Origin of the sequence: Sphingomonas sp. Leaf4, assembly GCF_920939515.1 — a bacterium.
In the GTDB taxonomy this organism is placed as follows: Bacteria; Pseudomonadota; Alphaproteobacteria; order Sphingomonadales; family Sphingomonadaceae; genus Sphingomonas.
Genome location: NZ_CAKLBB010000004.1, coordinates 83,381 through 98,629, shown reverse-complemented (window position 1 = coordinate 98,629; position 15,249 = coordinate 83,381). Strand labels below are relative to the sequence as shown.

Annotated in this window: 6 protein-coding genes; 2 read left to right on the top strand and 4 right to left on the bottom strand. The window is 66.6% G+C overall.

Features of this window, described 5'->3' with window-relative positions:
• Window positions 1-3: 3 nt before the first annotated feature.
• On the bottom strand, window positions 4-2,133 hold the full coding sequence (gene ligA / locus LRA89_RS06995; protein WP_230769575.1) for an NAD-dependent DNA ligase LigA: 2,130 nt from the start codon (window positions 2,131-2,133) through the stop codon (window positions 4-6).
• A gap of 32 nt (window positions 2,134-2,165) precedes the next feature.
• Entirely contained in the window at window positions 2,166-4,211 is a 2,046-nt protein-coding gene (locus tag LRA89_RS06990) for an EAL domain-containing protein (RefSeq protein WP_230769574.1), read from the bottom strand.
• Between the two features lie 273 nt (window positions 4,212-4,484).
• Here LRA89_RS06990 and LRA89_RS06985 point away from each other — a divergent pair, with 273 nt between their 5' ends.
• Window positions 4,485-6,005 carry a fumarate hydratase gene (locus tag LRA89_RS06985; protein WP_230769573.1) on the top strand — a complete coding sequence of 507 codons (1,521 nt, stop codon included), beginning with the start codon at window positions 4,485-4,487 and terminating at the stop codon, window positions 6,003-6,005.
• A gap of 236 nt (window positions 6,006-6,241) precedes the next feature.
• The gene (gene clpB, locus LRA89_RS06980) at window positions 6,242-8,818 is read left to right on the top strand and encodes an ATP-dependent chaperone ClpB (RefSeq protein ID WP_230769572.1); all 2,577 of its coding nucleotides are present in this window, start codon (window positions 6,242-6,244) and stop codon (window positions 8,816-8,818) included.
• Between the two features lie 85 nt (window positions 8,819-8,903).
• Here the strand turns inward: clpB and LRA89_RS06975 are convergent, their stop codons facing one another.
• Entirely contained in the window at window positions 8,904-11,930 is a 3,027-nt protein-coding gene (locus tag LRA89_RS06975) for a TonB-dependent receptor plug domain-containing protein (RefSeq protein ID WP_230769571.1), read from the bottom strand.
• A gap of 258 nt (window positions 11,931-12,188) precedes the next feature.
• Complete coding sequence (locus LRA89_RS06970) at window positions 12,189-15,143, bottom strand: TonB-dependent receptor plug domain-containing protein (protein ID WP_230769570.1); 2,955 nt, start codon at window positions 15,141-15,143, stop codon at window positions 12,189-12,191.
• Between the last annotated feature and the right edge of the window lie 106 nt (window positions 15,144-15,249).

Genomic DNA, 15,249 nt, shown 5'->3' with positions numbered 1-15,249 from the left:
ACATCACGTCGCATTCGATACGATCGCGTTCCACGCCGCCTCGTCGATCACGCGAATACCCAGTTCCTCGGCCTTCGCGCGCTTCGATCCGGCATCGGCGCCGACCACCACCAGATCGGTCTTTTTCGATACCGATCCGGCGACCCGCGCGCCCAGCGCATCGGCCTGCGCCTTGGCCTCGTCGCGGCTGAGCGTTTCGAGCCTGCCGGTGAACACCACCGTCTTGCCGGTCAGTTCCGAGGCGACGGTCGTGTGTTCGACCGGGGCGGGGCGGACTTCGCTCAAGAGATCGTCGACGACCGCGCGGTTATGCTCCTCGGCGAAGAAGGCGAGCAGCGCGTCGGCGACTTCGGGGCCGATGCCCTGCGTCTCGACCGCCGCGACCAGCGCCCGGCCGCGCCGCAGCACGAACTTGCGGTCGTTCTCGCCGATCGCCGGAACCGTTTCGGCGCGCACCGCCAGCGCGCGGTCGATCATCTCGCGGAACGCCTCGATCGTGCCGTAGCGCCGGGCGAGGTCGCGCGCGGTGATCTCGCCGACATGGCGGATGCCGAGCGCGAACAGGAACCGGTCGAGCGCGATCGTCCGCCGCGCCTCGATCGCGTCGAGCAGCTTGCCGACGACGAGGTCGGACATGCGCTCGCGCTGGACCAGCTCGGCGCGTTTTCCGTGCAGCCGGAAAATATCGGCGGGCGAGGAAATCAGCCCGTCGCGAAAGAATTCCTCGACCCGCACCAGCCCCAGCCCGGCGATGTCGAACGCATGGCGCGACACGAAATGGATCAGCCGTTCGACCCGCTGCGCCGGGCAGATGAGCCCACCGGTACAACGCACCACCACTTCGCCCTCACCACGTTCGGCGAGCGACCCGCACACCGGACATTCGGCGGGAAAGACGAAGGCGTCGCGCGGCTCGCCGGCGGTCAGATTCTCGACCACCTGCGGGATGACGTCGCCGGCACGCTGTACCACCACCCGGTCGCCGACGCGCACGCCCAGCCGCTCGATCTCGTCGGCGTTGTGCAGCGTGGCGTTGGTGACGACGACCCCGCCGACCGTCACCGGCTCCAGCCGGGCGACCGGGGTGAGCGCGCCGGTGCGCCCGACCTGAATATCGATCGCCCTGAGCGTCGTCTGCGCGCGCTCCGCCGGGAATTTATGCGCGATCGCCCAGCGCGGCGCGCGGCCGACGAAGCCCAGCCGCTCCTGCCAGTCGAGCCGGTTGAGCTTGTAGACCACCCCGTCGATGTCGAACGGCAGGTCGGCGCGGCGCCCTTCGATCGCGCGATAGACGTCGAGCGCCTCCGCCGTGCCCTCGCACCGCCGGAACGCCTCGGCGATGGGGAAGCCCCAGTCGCGCAAGGCCGCGACGACCCCGGCCTGAGTCTCGGCGGGCAGCGCGCTCGCCTCGCCCCAGCCATGCGCGAGGAATTTGAGCGGGCGGGCGGCGGTGACGGCGGCGTCCTTCTGGCGCAGCGATCCGGCGGCGGCGTTGCGCGGATTGGCGAACTGGCGCGCCTTGGCCGGATCGGGCGCGTCCGCCAGCAGGCGGGCGTTCAGTCCGGCGAAATCGGCCTTGGCCATATACACCTCGCCGCGCACTTCGAACACGTCGGGCGCGCCTTCGGGCAAGGTCTGCGGAATGTCGGCGATCGTCGCGACATTGGCGGTGACGTCCTCGCCGACCGATCCGTCGCCGCGCGTCAGCGCGCGCACCAGCCGCCTCCCTTCATAGCGCAGCGAGCACGACAGTCCGTCGATCTTCGGCTCGGCGGTCAGCGCCACGGCGACATCGTCGGCCAGCCGCAGGAAACGGCGGACCCCGGCGATGAACTCGGCGACGTCGTCGTTGGCAAAGGCGTTGTTGAGGCTCAGCATCGGCCGGGCATGCGCGACCTTCGCCAGATGCCCCGACGGCGCGGCACCGACCCGGCGCGACGGGGAATCGGCGAGCATGAGGTGCGGAAAGGCCGCCTCGATCGCGCGGTTGCGGCGGACCAGCGCGTCATACTCGGCATCGTCCAGTTCGGGCGCGTCCTCGCCGTGATACAGCGCGTCGGCACGGGCGATCCGCGCCGCGAGATCGGTCAGCTCGGCGGCGGCGTCCGCCTCGGTCTTGGGCAACTCGGTCATGCGCCGTGGCTAACCCCGGTAACGGTTTGCGATCAACCCCGGCGGCGGTTCATCATCCGCCGGTCGATCACGATCGGCTGGTCGAAATGCAGCCCGGCGCGGCCGTCCTGCGCCCAGCGCAGCGTCGCCGCCACCCATTGGCCATCGACGATCTCGATCCGAAGGCGATCGCCGACGAGATCGTCGTCGAACACGATCGAATCGATCAGCGCGCCGGTCGAACTCAGGTCGCGGATGCGGGCGATGCGGCGTTCGCCCGCGATCTCGATCGTGGCGCTGCGCAACATGCGGGTGCGCGGCGCGCGATTGGATTTCAGGCCGCTGCTCTCGGCGACGCCGCCGGCGCGCAGTTGCGCGATCGCCGCCTCGGCTTCCAGCGGCTGACCATAGACGAAGCCCTGCACGCTGTCGCAGCCCAGGTCGCGCACGGCGGCGATCTCGTCGTGGAATTCCACGCCCTTGGCGGTCGTCTCGATCGCCAGTGCATCGGCCAGCGTCGTGATCGCGCGCACCACCGCCGCGTTGCGGCCGGCGACGTCGCCCACGCCGCGCACGAAGCTGCGATCGATCTTGATCCGGTCGAACGGCAGGCGGCGCAGGCAGCCGAGCGACGCCGGCCCCGCCCCGAAATCATGGAGCGCGATCCGCACCCCGACCGTCTTGAGCGCGGCGAAGATCGTCGCCGAGGCGTTGAGATCGCGCAACACGCTCGCCTCCGCCACGTCCAGTTCCAGCCGGTCGGGCGGCAGGCCGGCGCGGGCCAGCGCGTTGGTGACGATCGCTGGCAAGGCCGGATTGGCGAACTGCGTCGCTGCCAGGTTCACCGCCAGATGTGTCTCGCCGCCCCAGCGCGCCGCGTCGCGACACGCGGTGCGCAACACCCATTCGCCGATCGGCTCGATCAGCCCCGATTCCTCGGCGACGCTGAGGAAGTCGGCGGGCAGCATCCGCCCGCGCTGCGGATGGTCCCAGCGCAACAGCGCCTCATAGCCGGTGATCGCGCCATCGGCGGTCGCCACGACCGGCTGATAGACCAGCCGCATCTGGTCGAGCGCCAGCGCCTGGCGCAATTCGGTTTCGAGCAACTGGCGCGACCGTGCCCCGTCGAGCAGCGCGTCGTGGAAGAAGCGGTGGACGCCGCGTCCCGCGCCCTTGGCGGCATAGAGCGCGAGATCGGCATGCGACACGAGGGTGTCAGGGCCGTCGCCATGCTCGGGCGAAACCGCGATGCCGATCGAACAGCCGATCGACACGCACGCCTCACCGATGAAAAAGGGTTGCGACAGCGCGGCGATGATTCCCTGCGCCAGCGTCGCCATCGCCGCCCGGTCGCCCATGCGCGGCAGCACCACCTGAAACTCGTCGCCGCCCAGCCTTCCGACGAGGCCGGCCTCGCCGACCGCCCGGGTCAGCCGCGCCGCGACCTGTTTGAGCAGCGCGTCGCCGACCGGGTGCCCCAGCGTATCGTTCACCGCCTTGAACCGGTCGAGGTCGAGCAGAAACAGCGCGGTCCCGTCATACCCCCCTTGCGCCAGCGTCTGTTCGAGCGACATCCGCATCCGCTGGCGGTTGGCCAGCCCCGTCAGGCTGTCGAACAACGCGAGGCGGGTGATCGCCGCATCGGACTGGCGGATCGATCCGGTATCGCTGCCGGTGCCGACGAAGCCCTCGAACCGGCCATAGGGATCGGTGGCGGGGCTGCCCGACACCGTCCAGTGCCAGTCGCCGCTGCCCTTGATCGCCGGGGTGACGGCATAGTCGGCGAAGGCGGTGCGCGCGCTCAGATGAAAGGCGATGGTGCGTTCGGCGTCGCCGCCGCGCTCGGCGCCGCCGGCGATGCGCAACAGGTCGATCAGCGGCATCCCCACCGGATCGAGGCCATGGTCGGCGAACACCGTGGCGATCTTGCCGCTGAGATAGGTCAGCCTGCCGATGCGGTCGGTCTGCCAGAACCACGTCGGGCCATGGTCCTCCGCCTCGCGCAGTAGCAGCAGCGCGCGGTCGGCATCGCCGCGGGCGGGATCGTCCGATCCCTGTACCCACGATCGCAACGCCGCCTTCAGTCCGCCGTGGTGCAACGTCCGTCCCCTTGATCCGACAGGAAGCGATAGCGCGCAGAGGTGAACGAAGTCTTTGCAAGGCAGGCGTCGCACCCTGTAGGACGGCAGACAAGAGTCCGTCTGGAAACTCGCGGAAGAGCGAGTTTCTTGTGCGGTGCCGGCCCGCTACCCCACCCGGCCACCCATCGAGGATACCGTGTGGGTGGCCGGGTGGGGTAGCGGGCCGGCACCGCAAAACGCGCATCCGCGCGTTTTCGGACAGATGCCAAACCGCTTGCCATGGACCCGCCGATGACCGTCACCATAACCGAAGCCGACCTGATCGACAGCGTTGCCGACGCGCTCCAGTTCATCAGCTATTATCACCCGATGGATTATATCCGCGCGCTGGGCGACGCCTATGCCGCCGAAACGTCGCCCGCCGCCAAGGACGCGATCGCGCAGATCCTGACCAACAGCCGGATGTGCGCCGAGGGGCATCGCCCGATCTGTCAGGACACCGGCATCGTCACCGTGTTCGTCAAATGGGGCCAGGACTGCCGCCTCGCCTCCGACCGGTCGTTGCAGGAGGTCGTCGACGAGGGCGTGCGCCGCGCGTACCTGCACCCGGAGAACAAGCTGCGCGCCTCGATCCTCGCCGATCCGGCGTTCACCCGCCGTAATACCAAGGACAACACACCGTCGGTACTGCATGTCGAGATGGTGCCGGGCACGAAGGTGCATGTCGACGTCGCGGCCAAGGGCGGCGGCAGCGAAAACAAGTCGAAGTTCAAGATGATGAACCCCAGCGATTCGATCGTCGACTGGGTGCTGGAGATGCTGCCGCAGATGGGGGCCGGCTGGTGTCCGCCCGGCATGCTCGGCATCGGCATCGGCGGCACCGCCGAAAAGGCGATGCTGCTCGCCAAGGAATCGCTGATGGGCCAGATCGACATGGCGCAGTTGAAGGCGCGCGGCCCGCAGAACGACATCGAGGCGCTGCGCATCGAGCTGATGGACAAGGTCAACGCGCTCGGCATCGGCGCGCAGGGGCTGGGCGGGCTGTCGACCGTATTGGACGTCAAGATCCTCGACTGGCCGACGCACGCCGCATCGAAGCCGGTGGCGATGATCCCCAATTGCGCCGCCACCCGCCACGCGCATTTCACGCTCGACGGATCGGGTCCGGCGTATCTTGAGACGCCGAAACTGTCCGACTGGCCCGACGTCAACTGGACGCCGGACAAGGCGGCGATCCGCGTCGACCTCGACACGCTGACCCCCGAAGTCGTCGCGACGTGGAAGCATGGCGACCGGCTATTGCTCAATGGCAAGATGCTGACCGGCCGCGACGCCGCGCACAAGCGGATCGCCGACATGCTGGCCAAGGGCGAGGAACTGCCGGTCGATTTCCGCGGGCGCGTCATTTATTATGTCGGGCCGGTCGATCCGGTCGGCGAGGAAGTCGTCGGCCCGGCCGGTCCGACCACCGCGACCCGCATGGACAAGTTCACCCGGATGATGCTCGATCAGGGCCTGCTGGCGATGGTCGGCAAGGCCGAACGCGGCGTCGATGCGACCAAGGCGATTGCAGAACGCAAGTCGGCCTATCTGATGGCGGTCGGCGGTGCTGCCTATCTGGTGGCGCGCGCGATCAAGGGATCGCAGGTCGTCGGCTTCGCCGATCTCGGGATGGAAGCGATCTACGAGTTCGAGGTCGAGGATTTCCCGGTGACGGTCGCGGTCGACAGCGAAGGCCAGAACGTCCACCACCTCGCGCCCCTGGTCTGGCGCGAGAAGATCAAGCGGGAACGGCTGCTCGAAGGAGCGTAAGGTTGGAGGCGGGGCAGAGTGTAGCCCTGCCGCCCCCACCTCGTCGTCACCCCGGACTCGTTCCGGGGTCCACCGTGTCGCAGACGACGCGGTCCGATCCTGACCGGCATCGCCCGCCGAAAGGTGGACCCCGGAACAAGTCCGGGGTGACGATGGCGGACAATACCCCCTAACGATCGCCTCTTGTGTTGCCGATATACCACACCATATCGCGGCCAACATCACAGGGGAGCGTTATGAACCTCGAAAAATTCACCGACCGCGCCAAGGGCTTCCTGCAAGCCGCGCAGACCGTGGCGATCCGCAACAGCCATCAGCGCATCGCCCCCGAACATCTATTGAAGGCGCTGCTCGACGACGATCAGGGCATGGCATCGGGGCTGATCGCCGCCGCCGGTGGCGACGCGCGGCGCGCCAATGCCGATACCGACGCCGCGCTCGCCCGGATTCCGGCGGTGTCGGGATCGGGCGCGCAATCGTCGCCCGGCCTCGACAACGATCTCGTCCGCCTGCTCGATCAGGCCGAACAGATCGCGGCGAAGGCGGGTGACAGCTTCGTCAGCGTCGAACGGCTGCTGCTCGCGCTCACCCCGTCGCAAGGGCCGGCGGGCAAGGCGCTGACCGCCGCCGGTGTCACGCCGCAGGGCCTGAACGCCGCGATCGACAAGCTGCGCGGTGGCCGCACCGCCGACACGGCAGGCGCGGAGGACCGCTACGACGCGCTCAGGAAATTCGCCCGCGATCTGACGCAGGCGGCGCGCGACGGCAAGCTCGACCCCGTCATCGGCCGTGACGAGGAAATCCGCCGCACGATCCAGATCCTCGCCCGCAGGACCAAGAACAATCCGGTCCTGATCGGTGAACCCGGCGTCGGCAAGACCGCGATTGCCGAAGGGCTCGCGCTGCGCATCGCCAATGGCGACGTGCCCGAGGGCCTGAAGGACCGCGCGCTCATGTCGCTCGACATGGGCTCGTTGATCGCGGGTGCCAAATATCGCGGCGAGTTCGAGGAGCGGCTGAAAGGCGTGCTCGACGAGGTGAAGGGCGCCGAAGGCCAGATCATCCTGTTCATCGACGAGATGCATACGCTGATCGGCGCGGGCAAATCCGAAGGCGCGATGGATGCCGGCAATCTGTTGAAGCCGGCGCTCGCGCGCGGCGAACTCCACTGCATCGGCGCGACCACGCTCGACGAATATCGCAAGCATGTCGAAAAGGACCCCGCGCTTCAGCGGCGGTTCCAGCCGGTGTTCGTCGGTGAACCGACCGTCGAGGACACGATCAGCATCCTGCGTGGCCTCAAGGAGAAATACGAACTCCACCACGGCGTCCGCATCACCGACGGCGCGCTGGTTTCGGCGGCAACGCTCGGCAACCGCTACATTACCGACCGCTTCCTGCCCGACAAGGCGATCGACCTGATGGACGAGGCTGCCAGCCGCATCCGCATGGAGGTGGAGAGCAAGCCCGAGGAGATCGAGAGCCTCGACCGCCGCATCCTGCGCATGAAGATCGAGCGTGAGGCGCTGCGCCGCGAGAGCGACGCCGCCAGCCTCGACCGGCTCGACACGCTGGAAGAGGAACTCGCCAATGCCGAGGAGCAACTGGCCGGCCTCACCACCCGCTGGCAGGCCGAGCGCGACAAGATCGCCTCCGAAGCCAAGCTGAAGGAACAGCTCGACGCCGCGCGCATGGCGTTGGAACAGGCGCAGCGCTCGGGCGATCTGGCGAAGATGTCCGAACTGACCTACGGCACCATCCCCACGCTGGAGAAGCAACTGGCTGAGGCCGCCGGTGCGTCGGCCGGCGCGATGCTGCGCGAGGAAGTGACCGCCGACGACATCGCCGCCGTCGTCAGCCGCTGGACCGGGGTGCCCGTCGACCGCATGCTCGAGGGCGAACGCGAGAAACTGCTCGCCATGGAGGAGGCGCTCGGCAAACGGGTCATCGGTCAGGCCGAAGCGGTCCGCGCGGTCGCCACCGCCGTCCGCCGCTCGCGTGCCGGGCTACAGGACCCGAACCGGCCGCTTGGAAGCTTCCTGTTCCTGGGGCCGACCGGCGTCGGCAAGACCGAACTGACCAAGGCGCTGGCCGAGTTCCTGTTCGACGATCCGAGCGCCATGGTGCGCATCGACATGAGCGAGTTCATGGAGAAGCACGCCGTCGCCCGGCTGATCGGTGCCCCGCCGGGCTATGTCGGCTACGAGGAAGGCGGCGTCCTGACCGAAGCCGTCCGCCGCCGGCCCTATCAGGTCGTGCTGTTCGACGAGGTCGAGAAGGCGCACGGCGACGTGTTCAACGTGCTGTTGCAGGTGCTCGACGACGGGCGGCTGACCGACGGGCAGGGGCGGACCGTCGATTTCTCGAACACGATCATCATTCTCACCTCGAACCTCGGCAGCCAGTATCTGACCAACCTCGGCGACGGGCAGGGCGTGGAGGTCGTCGAGCCGCAGGTGATGGAGGTCGTGCGGTCGCACTTCCGCCCGGAATTTCTCAACCGGCTGGACGAGATCATCCTGTTCCACCGCCTCGCCGCCGATCACATGGCGCCGATCGTCGACATCCAGGTCGCTCGCGTCCGTCGCCTGCTCGCCGATCGCAAGGTGAAGATCGACCTCACCGAGCCGGCGCGCGCATGGCTGGGGCGGGTCGGCTATGATCCGGTATATGGTGCCCGGCCGCTCAAGCGCGCGGTGCAGCGCTATTTGCAGGACCCGCTCGCCGACCTGATCCTGCGCGGGTCGGTCAAGGACGGGTCGACGGTGTATGTCGATGAGGGTGACGGCGCGCTGACGCTGTCAGTGGGCTGATCTCGCACCGCCCGCATCCAGTCAAAAAGAAGGGGGCGCTTCCGATGTGGAAGCGCCCCCATTTTTTGGCCCGAAGACCGGTTCGTTACAGGTTGAACTTCACGCCGGCGCGGTAGGCGCGACCGATGATCCCGTTGCCGCCCTGCACCGCATTGTACAGGTGCGCGCCATAGGTGACGGGGTCGAGCGGCGGCATGTCGTCGAGGATGTTCAGCACGTTGACGTAGAAGTTGAACTTGTCGTTCACCTTGAACGTCGCGGTGCCATCGACCGTGATGTACGGCGCGATGTGGCATTCGACATAGCCCGGGTTCTGGCCGCAGTCGCCCGCGGTATCGCCCTGGTCCTCGGCTGACAGGTCATAGCCGCCGAACAGGTTGGCGACACCCGTCACCGAGAAGGTGTCGGTGTCGATCGTGTTCTGCCACGACGCGCGCCAGCGTGGCGTGCCGTTGCCGGCGGTCAGGTTGAAGTTGCCGAGCGTGCCGGCATAACGCTGGCGAGTGCCGTCGGCGAAGGTCGTCGACAGGTCGAGGATGTAGCTGGCGGTCGCCGCCGTGGTGAAGCGCACGCCATCGGCGAGATTGAACCGGCCCGTGACCGCCGCGTCGATCCCTTCCGACCGGATCGTGTCCGAATTGACGAGCTGCGACTGCACGAAGGCGATACGCGGCAGCGCGGTCGGGAAGTTGGGATCGGGTGCGTCAGCGATGACGTTGAACCCGGTCGGGATCGCCTGACCCGCATAATAGGCGGCGATTGCCGGGGTGTTGTCGGCCGAGGTGATCGCCCCGGTCTTCTTGATGTTATAGTAATCGACCGTGATCGTGATCGCCCGGATCGGTTCGAGGATGATGCCGCCGGTGAAGCTGCGCGACTTTTCGGGTTCGAGATCGGGCGAGGCGAGCGTCGTCTGACCCAGCGAATAGGTGGTCAGATAGGTCGGGCACGACGTCGGCGTGGTGGCGCAGGCCGCGCCATACTGGGCACGGAAGCTGGCCGGCAGCGTGTTCGGCTGGATCGTGACATAGCCGGTCGTCGGCAGCGCATTGGCTTCCGCGAACGACGGGATGCGGAACCCGCGCGAATAGGTGCCGCGGATCGCCAACTGCGGGATCGGCGTGAACTTCGCGCCGATCTTCGGCGAGAAGGCGTCCTGCCCGCTGCTGTACTTGTCGTAGCGACCCGACAGATTGACGTCGAGCTGTTCGAAGATCGGCGCGTTCAGCTCGGCGAAGGCCGAATAGACCGTCCGGTTGCCCTCGGTGCCAAAGGCGTTCAGGCGGAAATAGCGCTGCGTCGGGCCGTTGGTGTCGGGGTTGGCGCTGGGGGCCTCGATCGCTTCGTAGCGGATCGCGACGCCGACGCCGAGCTGGAGCGGACCGCCGGGCAACTGGAACAGTTCGCGACCGATCGTGGCTTCGGCCTGGTACAGATCCGACGAGGAGTCGGTGATGTTGTCGGGCGCGATGAAGTCGCGCACCGCCTGACTGTTCTGCGACGGGTTGACGAAGTTGTACGACCCCGTGGCGATCGAGCTGAGCAGGTTGGCGATATAGACATAGCCGCTCGACGAGCGACGCAGGTCGGTGTGCATCGCGGTCGCGTTGACCGAGTAGTTCCAGTCGTCGCTGAACGTGCCGTTGATGCCGAGCGCGGCACGATACACGCGGCTGCGCGTCTCGTTATATTCCTGGATGTCGGGCAGACGACCGCCGATGCGGGCAAGCTGACCAACGCCGGCGAACGGGTTGTTCGGGTTCAGGCGACGGTCGGCGGCGGTGGCGCAGTTGACGCCCGTCGCGCAGACGAAGACCGGCAGGACCAGCGCGGCCGATCCGGCGGCAAAGGCACCACCACCGGCGGCGGTCGAATATTGCGGGAAGAGAATGCCGGCCGGCGCGTTGCCGCGAATGGTGGCGGGCAACCCGGTGTAGTTCACCGTGCTCTGCTGGAAGTTCACCATCGCATAGGCTTCGGCATTGTCGCCGACCTGGAAGGTGCCGCGCGCCGAACCGCCGAAGCGTTCGATGTTCGGGGTGATGTTGCCGAATTCCTGCGTCACGTCCTGCGAGCAGACCGTGGTCGGCGCGTTCAGGTTGCTGCTGCCGAGCAGTTCGGCGGCGGTCAGATTATAGGCCGAGCCGCGATCGCAGGCGAGGTTCGGGTTCAGCTTCTGGAAGCGGCCGAGCGTGGTCGTATTCGACGGGTCGACCGGCTGGACATAGAAGTTGCTGGTGTTGAGCGAGAAACCGCCGTTGCGGAAACCACCCGCCGCGTTCAGCCCGTTCAGCACGTTGTTCGGGCCGCACAGCCCGTCGTTGCAGACGCCGCGCAGATCGTCGGTGTTGTAGGGATAGCCGCGCTCGCGGTTCATCACGCCTTCCGAGCGAAAGTAGAAGCCGCTGATATAGGCGTTGTAGCCATTCTCGGACAGGTCGCCGGTGCCGGCGGTCAGGCTCAGGCGATAGTTGGCGGCATCGCCGCGCTCGGAAATACCGGCTTCGGCACGGCCACCGACGCCCTTGTATTCGCGCTTGGTGATGATGTTGACCACGCCGGCGATCGCGTCGGCGCCGTAGCTCGACGATGCACCATCGCGCAGCACCTCGACCCGCTCGACGATGTCGTCGGGGATGGTGTTCAGATCGACGAAGTTGCGCGTGCCGTCATCCGACAGCGGATAGTAAGCGGCGCGCAGGCCATCGAACAGCACCAGCGTCGAGCTGGTCGACAGACCGCGCAGCGACACCGCCGATGCGCCCGCGCCGAACGCACCGTTCGCGGTGAACGAGTTGGTCAGCGCCGGGCCGTTGTTCGACGTGAGCTGCTGGATCGCGTCCTGCGTGGTCGTGATGCCGCGCTGTTCGAACGATTCGGCGGTCAGCACCGTGACCGGCGACGGGGTTTCGCGCGCGGTGGTGCGCAGGATCGATCCGGTGACGACGATTTCCTGATCCTGCGCCTCGGCAGGCGCCGGGGCCTGGAGCGCGGTCGGATCGTTGGTCGGCGTCGTCGTCTGGGCAGCCGCGGGCAACGCCAGCAGGCCGATGGCGAGCGCCGATCCGGCGGCGCCGGTGCGCAGGCTTGCGCGCAGCATGGTAGAAATCATCGGTCGATGAACCCCTTCACTGGTCCGTATCGGACGGTATCGTTGGCAGACGGCCTCCCTAGGCACGTCATCAACGGCAGCGGTATCGAGCGCGTTCCGGGTTCAGTAAATACGTATAACGTTATTGAGTCGCTTTTGATAACGTGTGTAACCAAACAGCAACAGACGGTTACAACGCGGTATCGCCTTGTTGAAGCACGAAAAAAAGGGGGCGCTTCCGCAATGGAAGCGCCCCCCGGCATGATCGCCGCGATCGGATCAGAAGCGGAAGCGGGCACCCGCCGTGTAACGCCGTCCGAACAGGTCGAAGTCGGCCGAGGTTTCGAGGCCGGTCGGCGTGCCGTACGGCGAGCCCGGCAGATACTGCGGCTTGGTATTGAACAGATTGTCGACGTTGAAGAAGAAGGTGAACTTGTCGCTGACGTCCTGGCTGATCTGGATGTTGTGCAGCCAGTAATCCTTGACGTCGTTAAGCGCGAGCACCGCCGGATCGTTGCTGATGAAGGCGTTGCGGATGAACGGACCGCCGCTCAGGAACGTCGTCTGCCAGCTAAACCCGGTGCCGTTGGTGGTATAGGTCGCGCGCGCGTTCAGCTTGTGGGTCGAGAAACCGTTGCCGAACGTGCCGGCGAACTCTTCCTCGGGCGTCGCCGGGTCGGTCTGCGTCTTGTAGTCGAGCAGATAGGTATAGTTGGCGACGAGGCTGAAGCGATCCTCGGCGCTCAGGCCGAGACCGGTCGAGTAGCGCACGCCGACGTCGATGCCGCGCACCTTGAAGCCGGCGATGTTGATGAGCTGCGCGTTGACCGTCTGGAGATAGCCGGTCTGGCCATAGCGGAAGACGTTGTTGCAATAGATCGCGTCGCTGGTCTGCAGGCACTTTTCGATCGTGTCCGACCGGTCGAGCGTGGCGATCGCGTTCTCCACCTGGATGTCGAAATAATCGGCGGTGAACTGGAAACCGCGCACGAACGACGGGGTGTAGGTGAAGCCGCCGGTGATCGTCTTGGCGGTTTCTTCCTGCAGGTTACGGTTGCCGCCGACGAAGCCGTTGATGCTTTGTGCATCGGCAGGCGTGTAGGCGAAGGTGCCGTTCGGGTTGGCGGCGAAATAGGCGGCGATCGCCGGGATCGCACGGCACGCCGCATCGGTGCCGCCGGTCGAGGTGCGGGTGATGCCGTCGCACGGATCGGTGACGCCGGCAAAGGTTTCCGACGGCGCGCTGAACAGCTCGGAGTTGTTCGGCGCACGGTTGGCGACCGCATAACGACCGCGCAGGCGGAAGCCGTCGAACGGTTCCCATTCGGCACCGGCGTTCCAGCTCAGCACGCCGCCGATCGTCGAATAGTCGGAGTAACGTACCGCGCCGTTGACCCCAAGATACTGGAACAGGCCCCGATCGGACAGCAACGGCACGTTCACTTCGCCGAAGACTTCGCGAACGTCCTGCGATCCACTGAGATCAGGAATCTGGTTGCCCGAATTGCCGCCGGTGTTGGTCAGCGTGTCGAGGTCGTCGAACACCGATTCATAACGATATTCGACCCCGACGGCGAGGCCGACGCCACCCGCGCCCAGATCGAACAGCGACGACGATGCCAGTGTCGCGGTGACGACATGCTGTTCGTTGGTGATGTCCTCCGACTTCGGAACGACGGCCTGGACATAGGCGGCCGCGCGCGGATCGGCGGTGCCGCGACCGAACAGGTTGATCGGGATACAGCCGTTGGCGCGCGCCTCCGCGTCGCGGCAGACGATGTCGGTGCCGACGACGTTGCCGGTGCCGACGCGGATCGAATCGAGCGACTGGCGATAGCGTGCGGTGTCGATGTCCTGGCTCGAGTTGAAATCGTTCAGATGGCCGTAGACATAGCTGACGTCGTAGTTCCACGTCGAGCTGAGGTCGCCGCGTACGCCCGCAACCGCGCGCCAGGTGTTGCGCTCGGCCCGGTTGCTGCGGTCGAACACGTCATTCTGGCGACGGCGGAAGCCGATCGACGTTACGTTGTTGTTCGGGTTGGCGTCCGAGTTGGCGGCGGCGATCGCCTGCGCGACCGATGTCGGGAGGAACGCATTCGTGATCGGAATGCCACCCGAGGCATAGACGTCGGTATTCGCCAGCGCGAAAGGCTCGAGCGAGGCGTTCGAGCTCGTCCGGGCGTAGGTCACTTCCGTATAGGCCTGAACGTTGTCGGTAATCTCGTAGTTGAAGATACCGCTGGCGAGATAGCGCTCGAGCGGCACCGCGATACGGCGCAGGCCGTTGCGGTTAAAACCGAATTCGCCCGACTGATAGCCGCCGAGCAGCGCCAGCGACCCATCCGGCCGGTAGGAGAAGTTCGACACCCCGCCAGGCAGGACGCGGCCTACGCCTTGCGGCGAGGTCGGAGAGATTAGCTGGAACTGCCCTTGCGGCGCGAACGAACTGTAGGAGCCCGGCCCGCACACCGCGCCGAAACAATCCTGCGACGAAATCGCGCGGTCGGCGGATTTCAGACCGTTGTCGCGGTCGTAGGAGAAGTTGAGCAGCGCGTTGCCGCGATCGTCGGCACCCCATTTGGTGCCACCGGTGACGCTGACGAAATAGCGGCCATTGTCGCCCTGTTCGGTGATGCCGCCCTGCGCGCGGACCTGCAGCCCCTCAAAGCTGTCACGCAGGATGAAGTTGACGACGCCCGCGATCGCGTCCGACCCGTACACCGCCGACGAACCGCCGGTGACGTTGTCGATGCGGTCGAGGAAGTCGACCGGGATGTTGTTGAGATCGACCGCGGTATCGCCGCCGAACCCGCCGACGAAGCGGCGACCGTTGACCAGCACCAGCGTGCGGTTCGATCCCAGCGCGCGCAGGTTGACGGTCGACACGCCGGTGCCCGACGTCAGGAAGTTGGTGTTGGTCCGGGTCGAACCGATCGCGACCTGCGGCAGTTCGTTCAGGATGTCCGACACGTTCGGCGCGGCGCGCTGGAGGAGCTGCGCACGGTCGACGGTGGTCACGGGAACCGGCGAATCGATTTCCGGGCGGGCGATGCGCGATCCGGTGACGACGATGGTTTCGTCGGTTCCGGTCGTTTCGTCCGCCGCCGGCTGTGTTTCCGCGGCGGTTGCGGTCGTCTGCGCGAATGCCGGAGCGGTGCCCAGACCGGCCAGAACGATCGCCGAAAAGGCGGTGCCGTTGCGTAGCGAAGCACGCAGCATCGAAGACATCATCATTAGCGCCCCTTTATACCGACCCTGATCGGGCCTGTCCGTCACGCCGGGTTCGTCGGAACCGGCCTGCGGGCAAGAGTATCGAGCGCAATTCACCGCAGTGTAAACA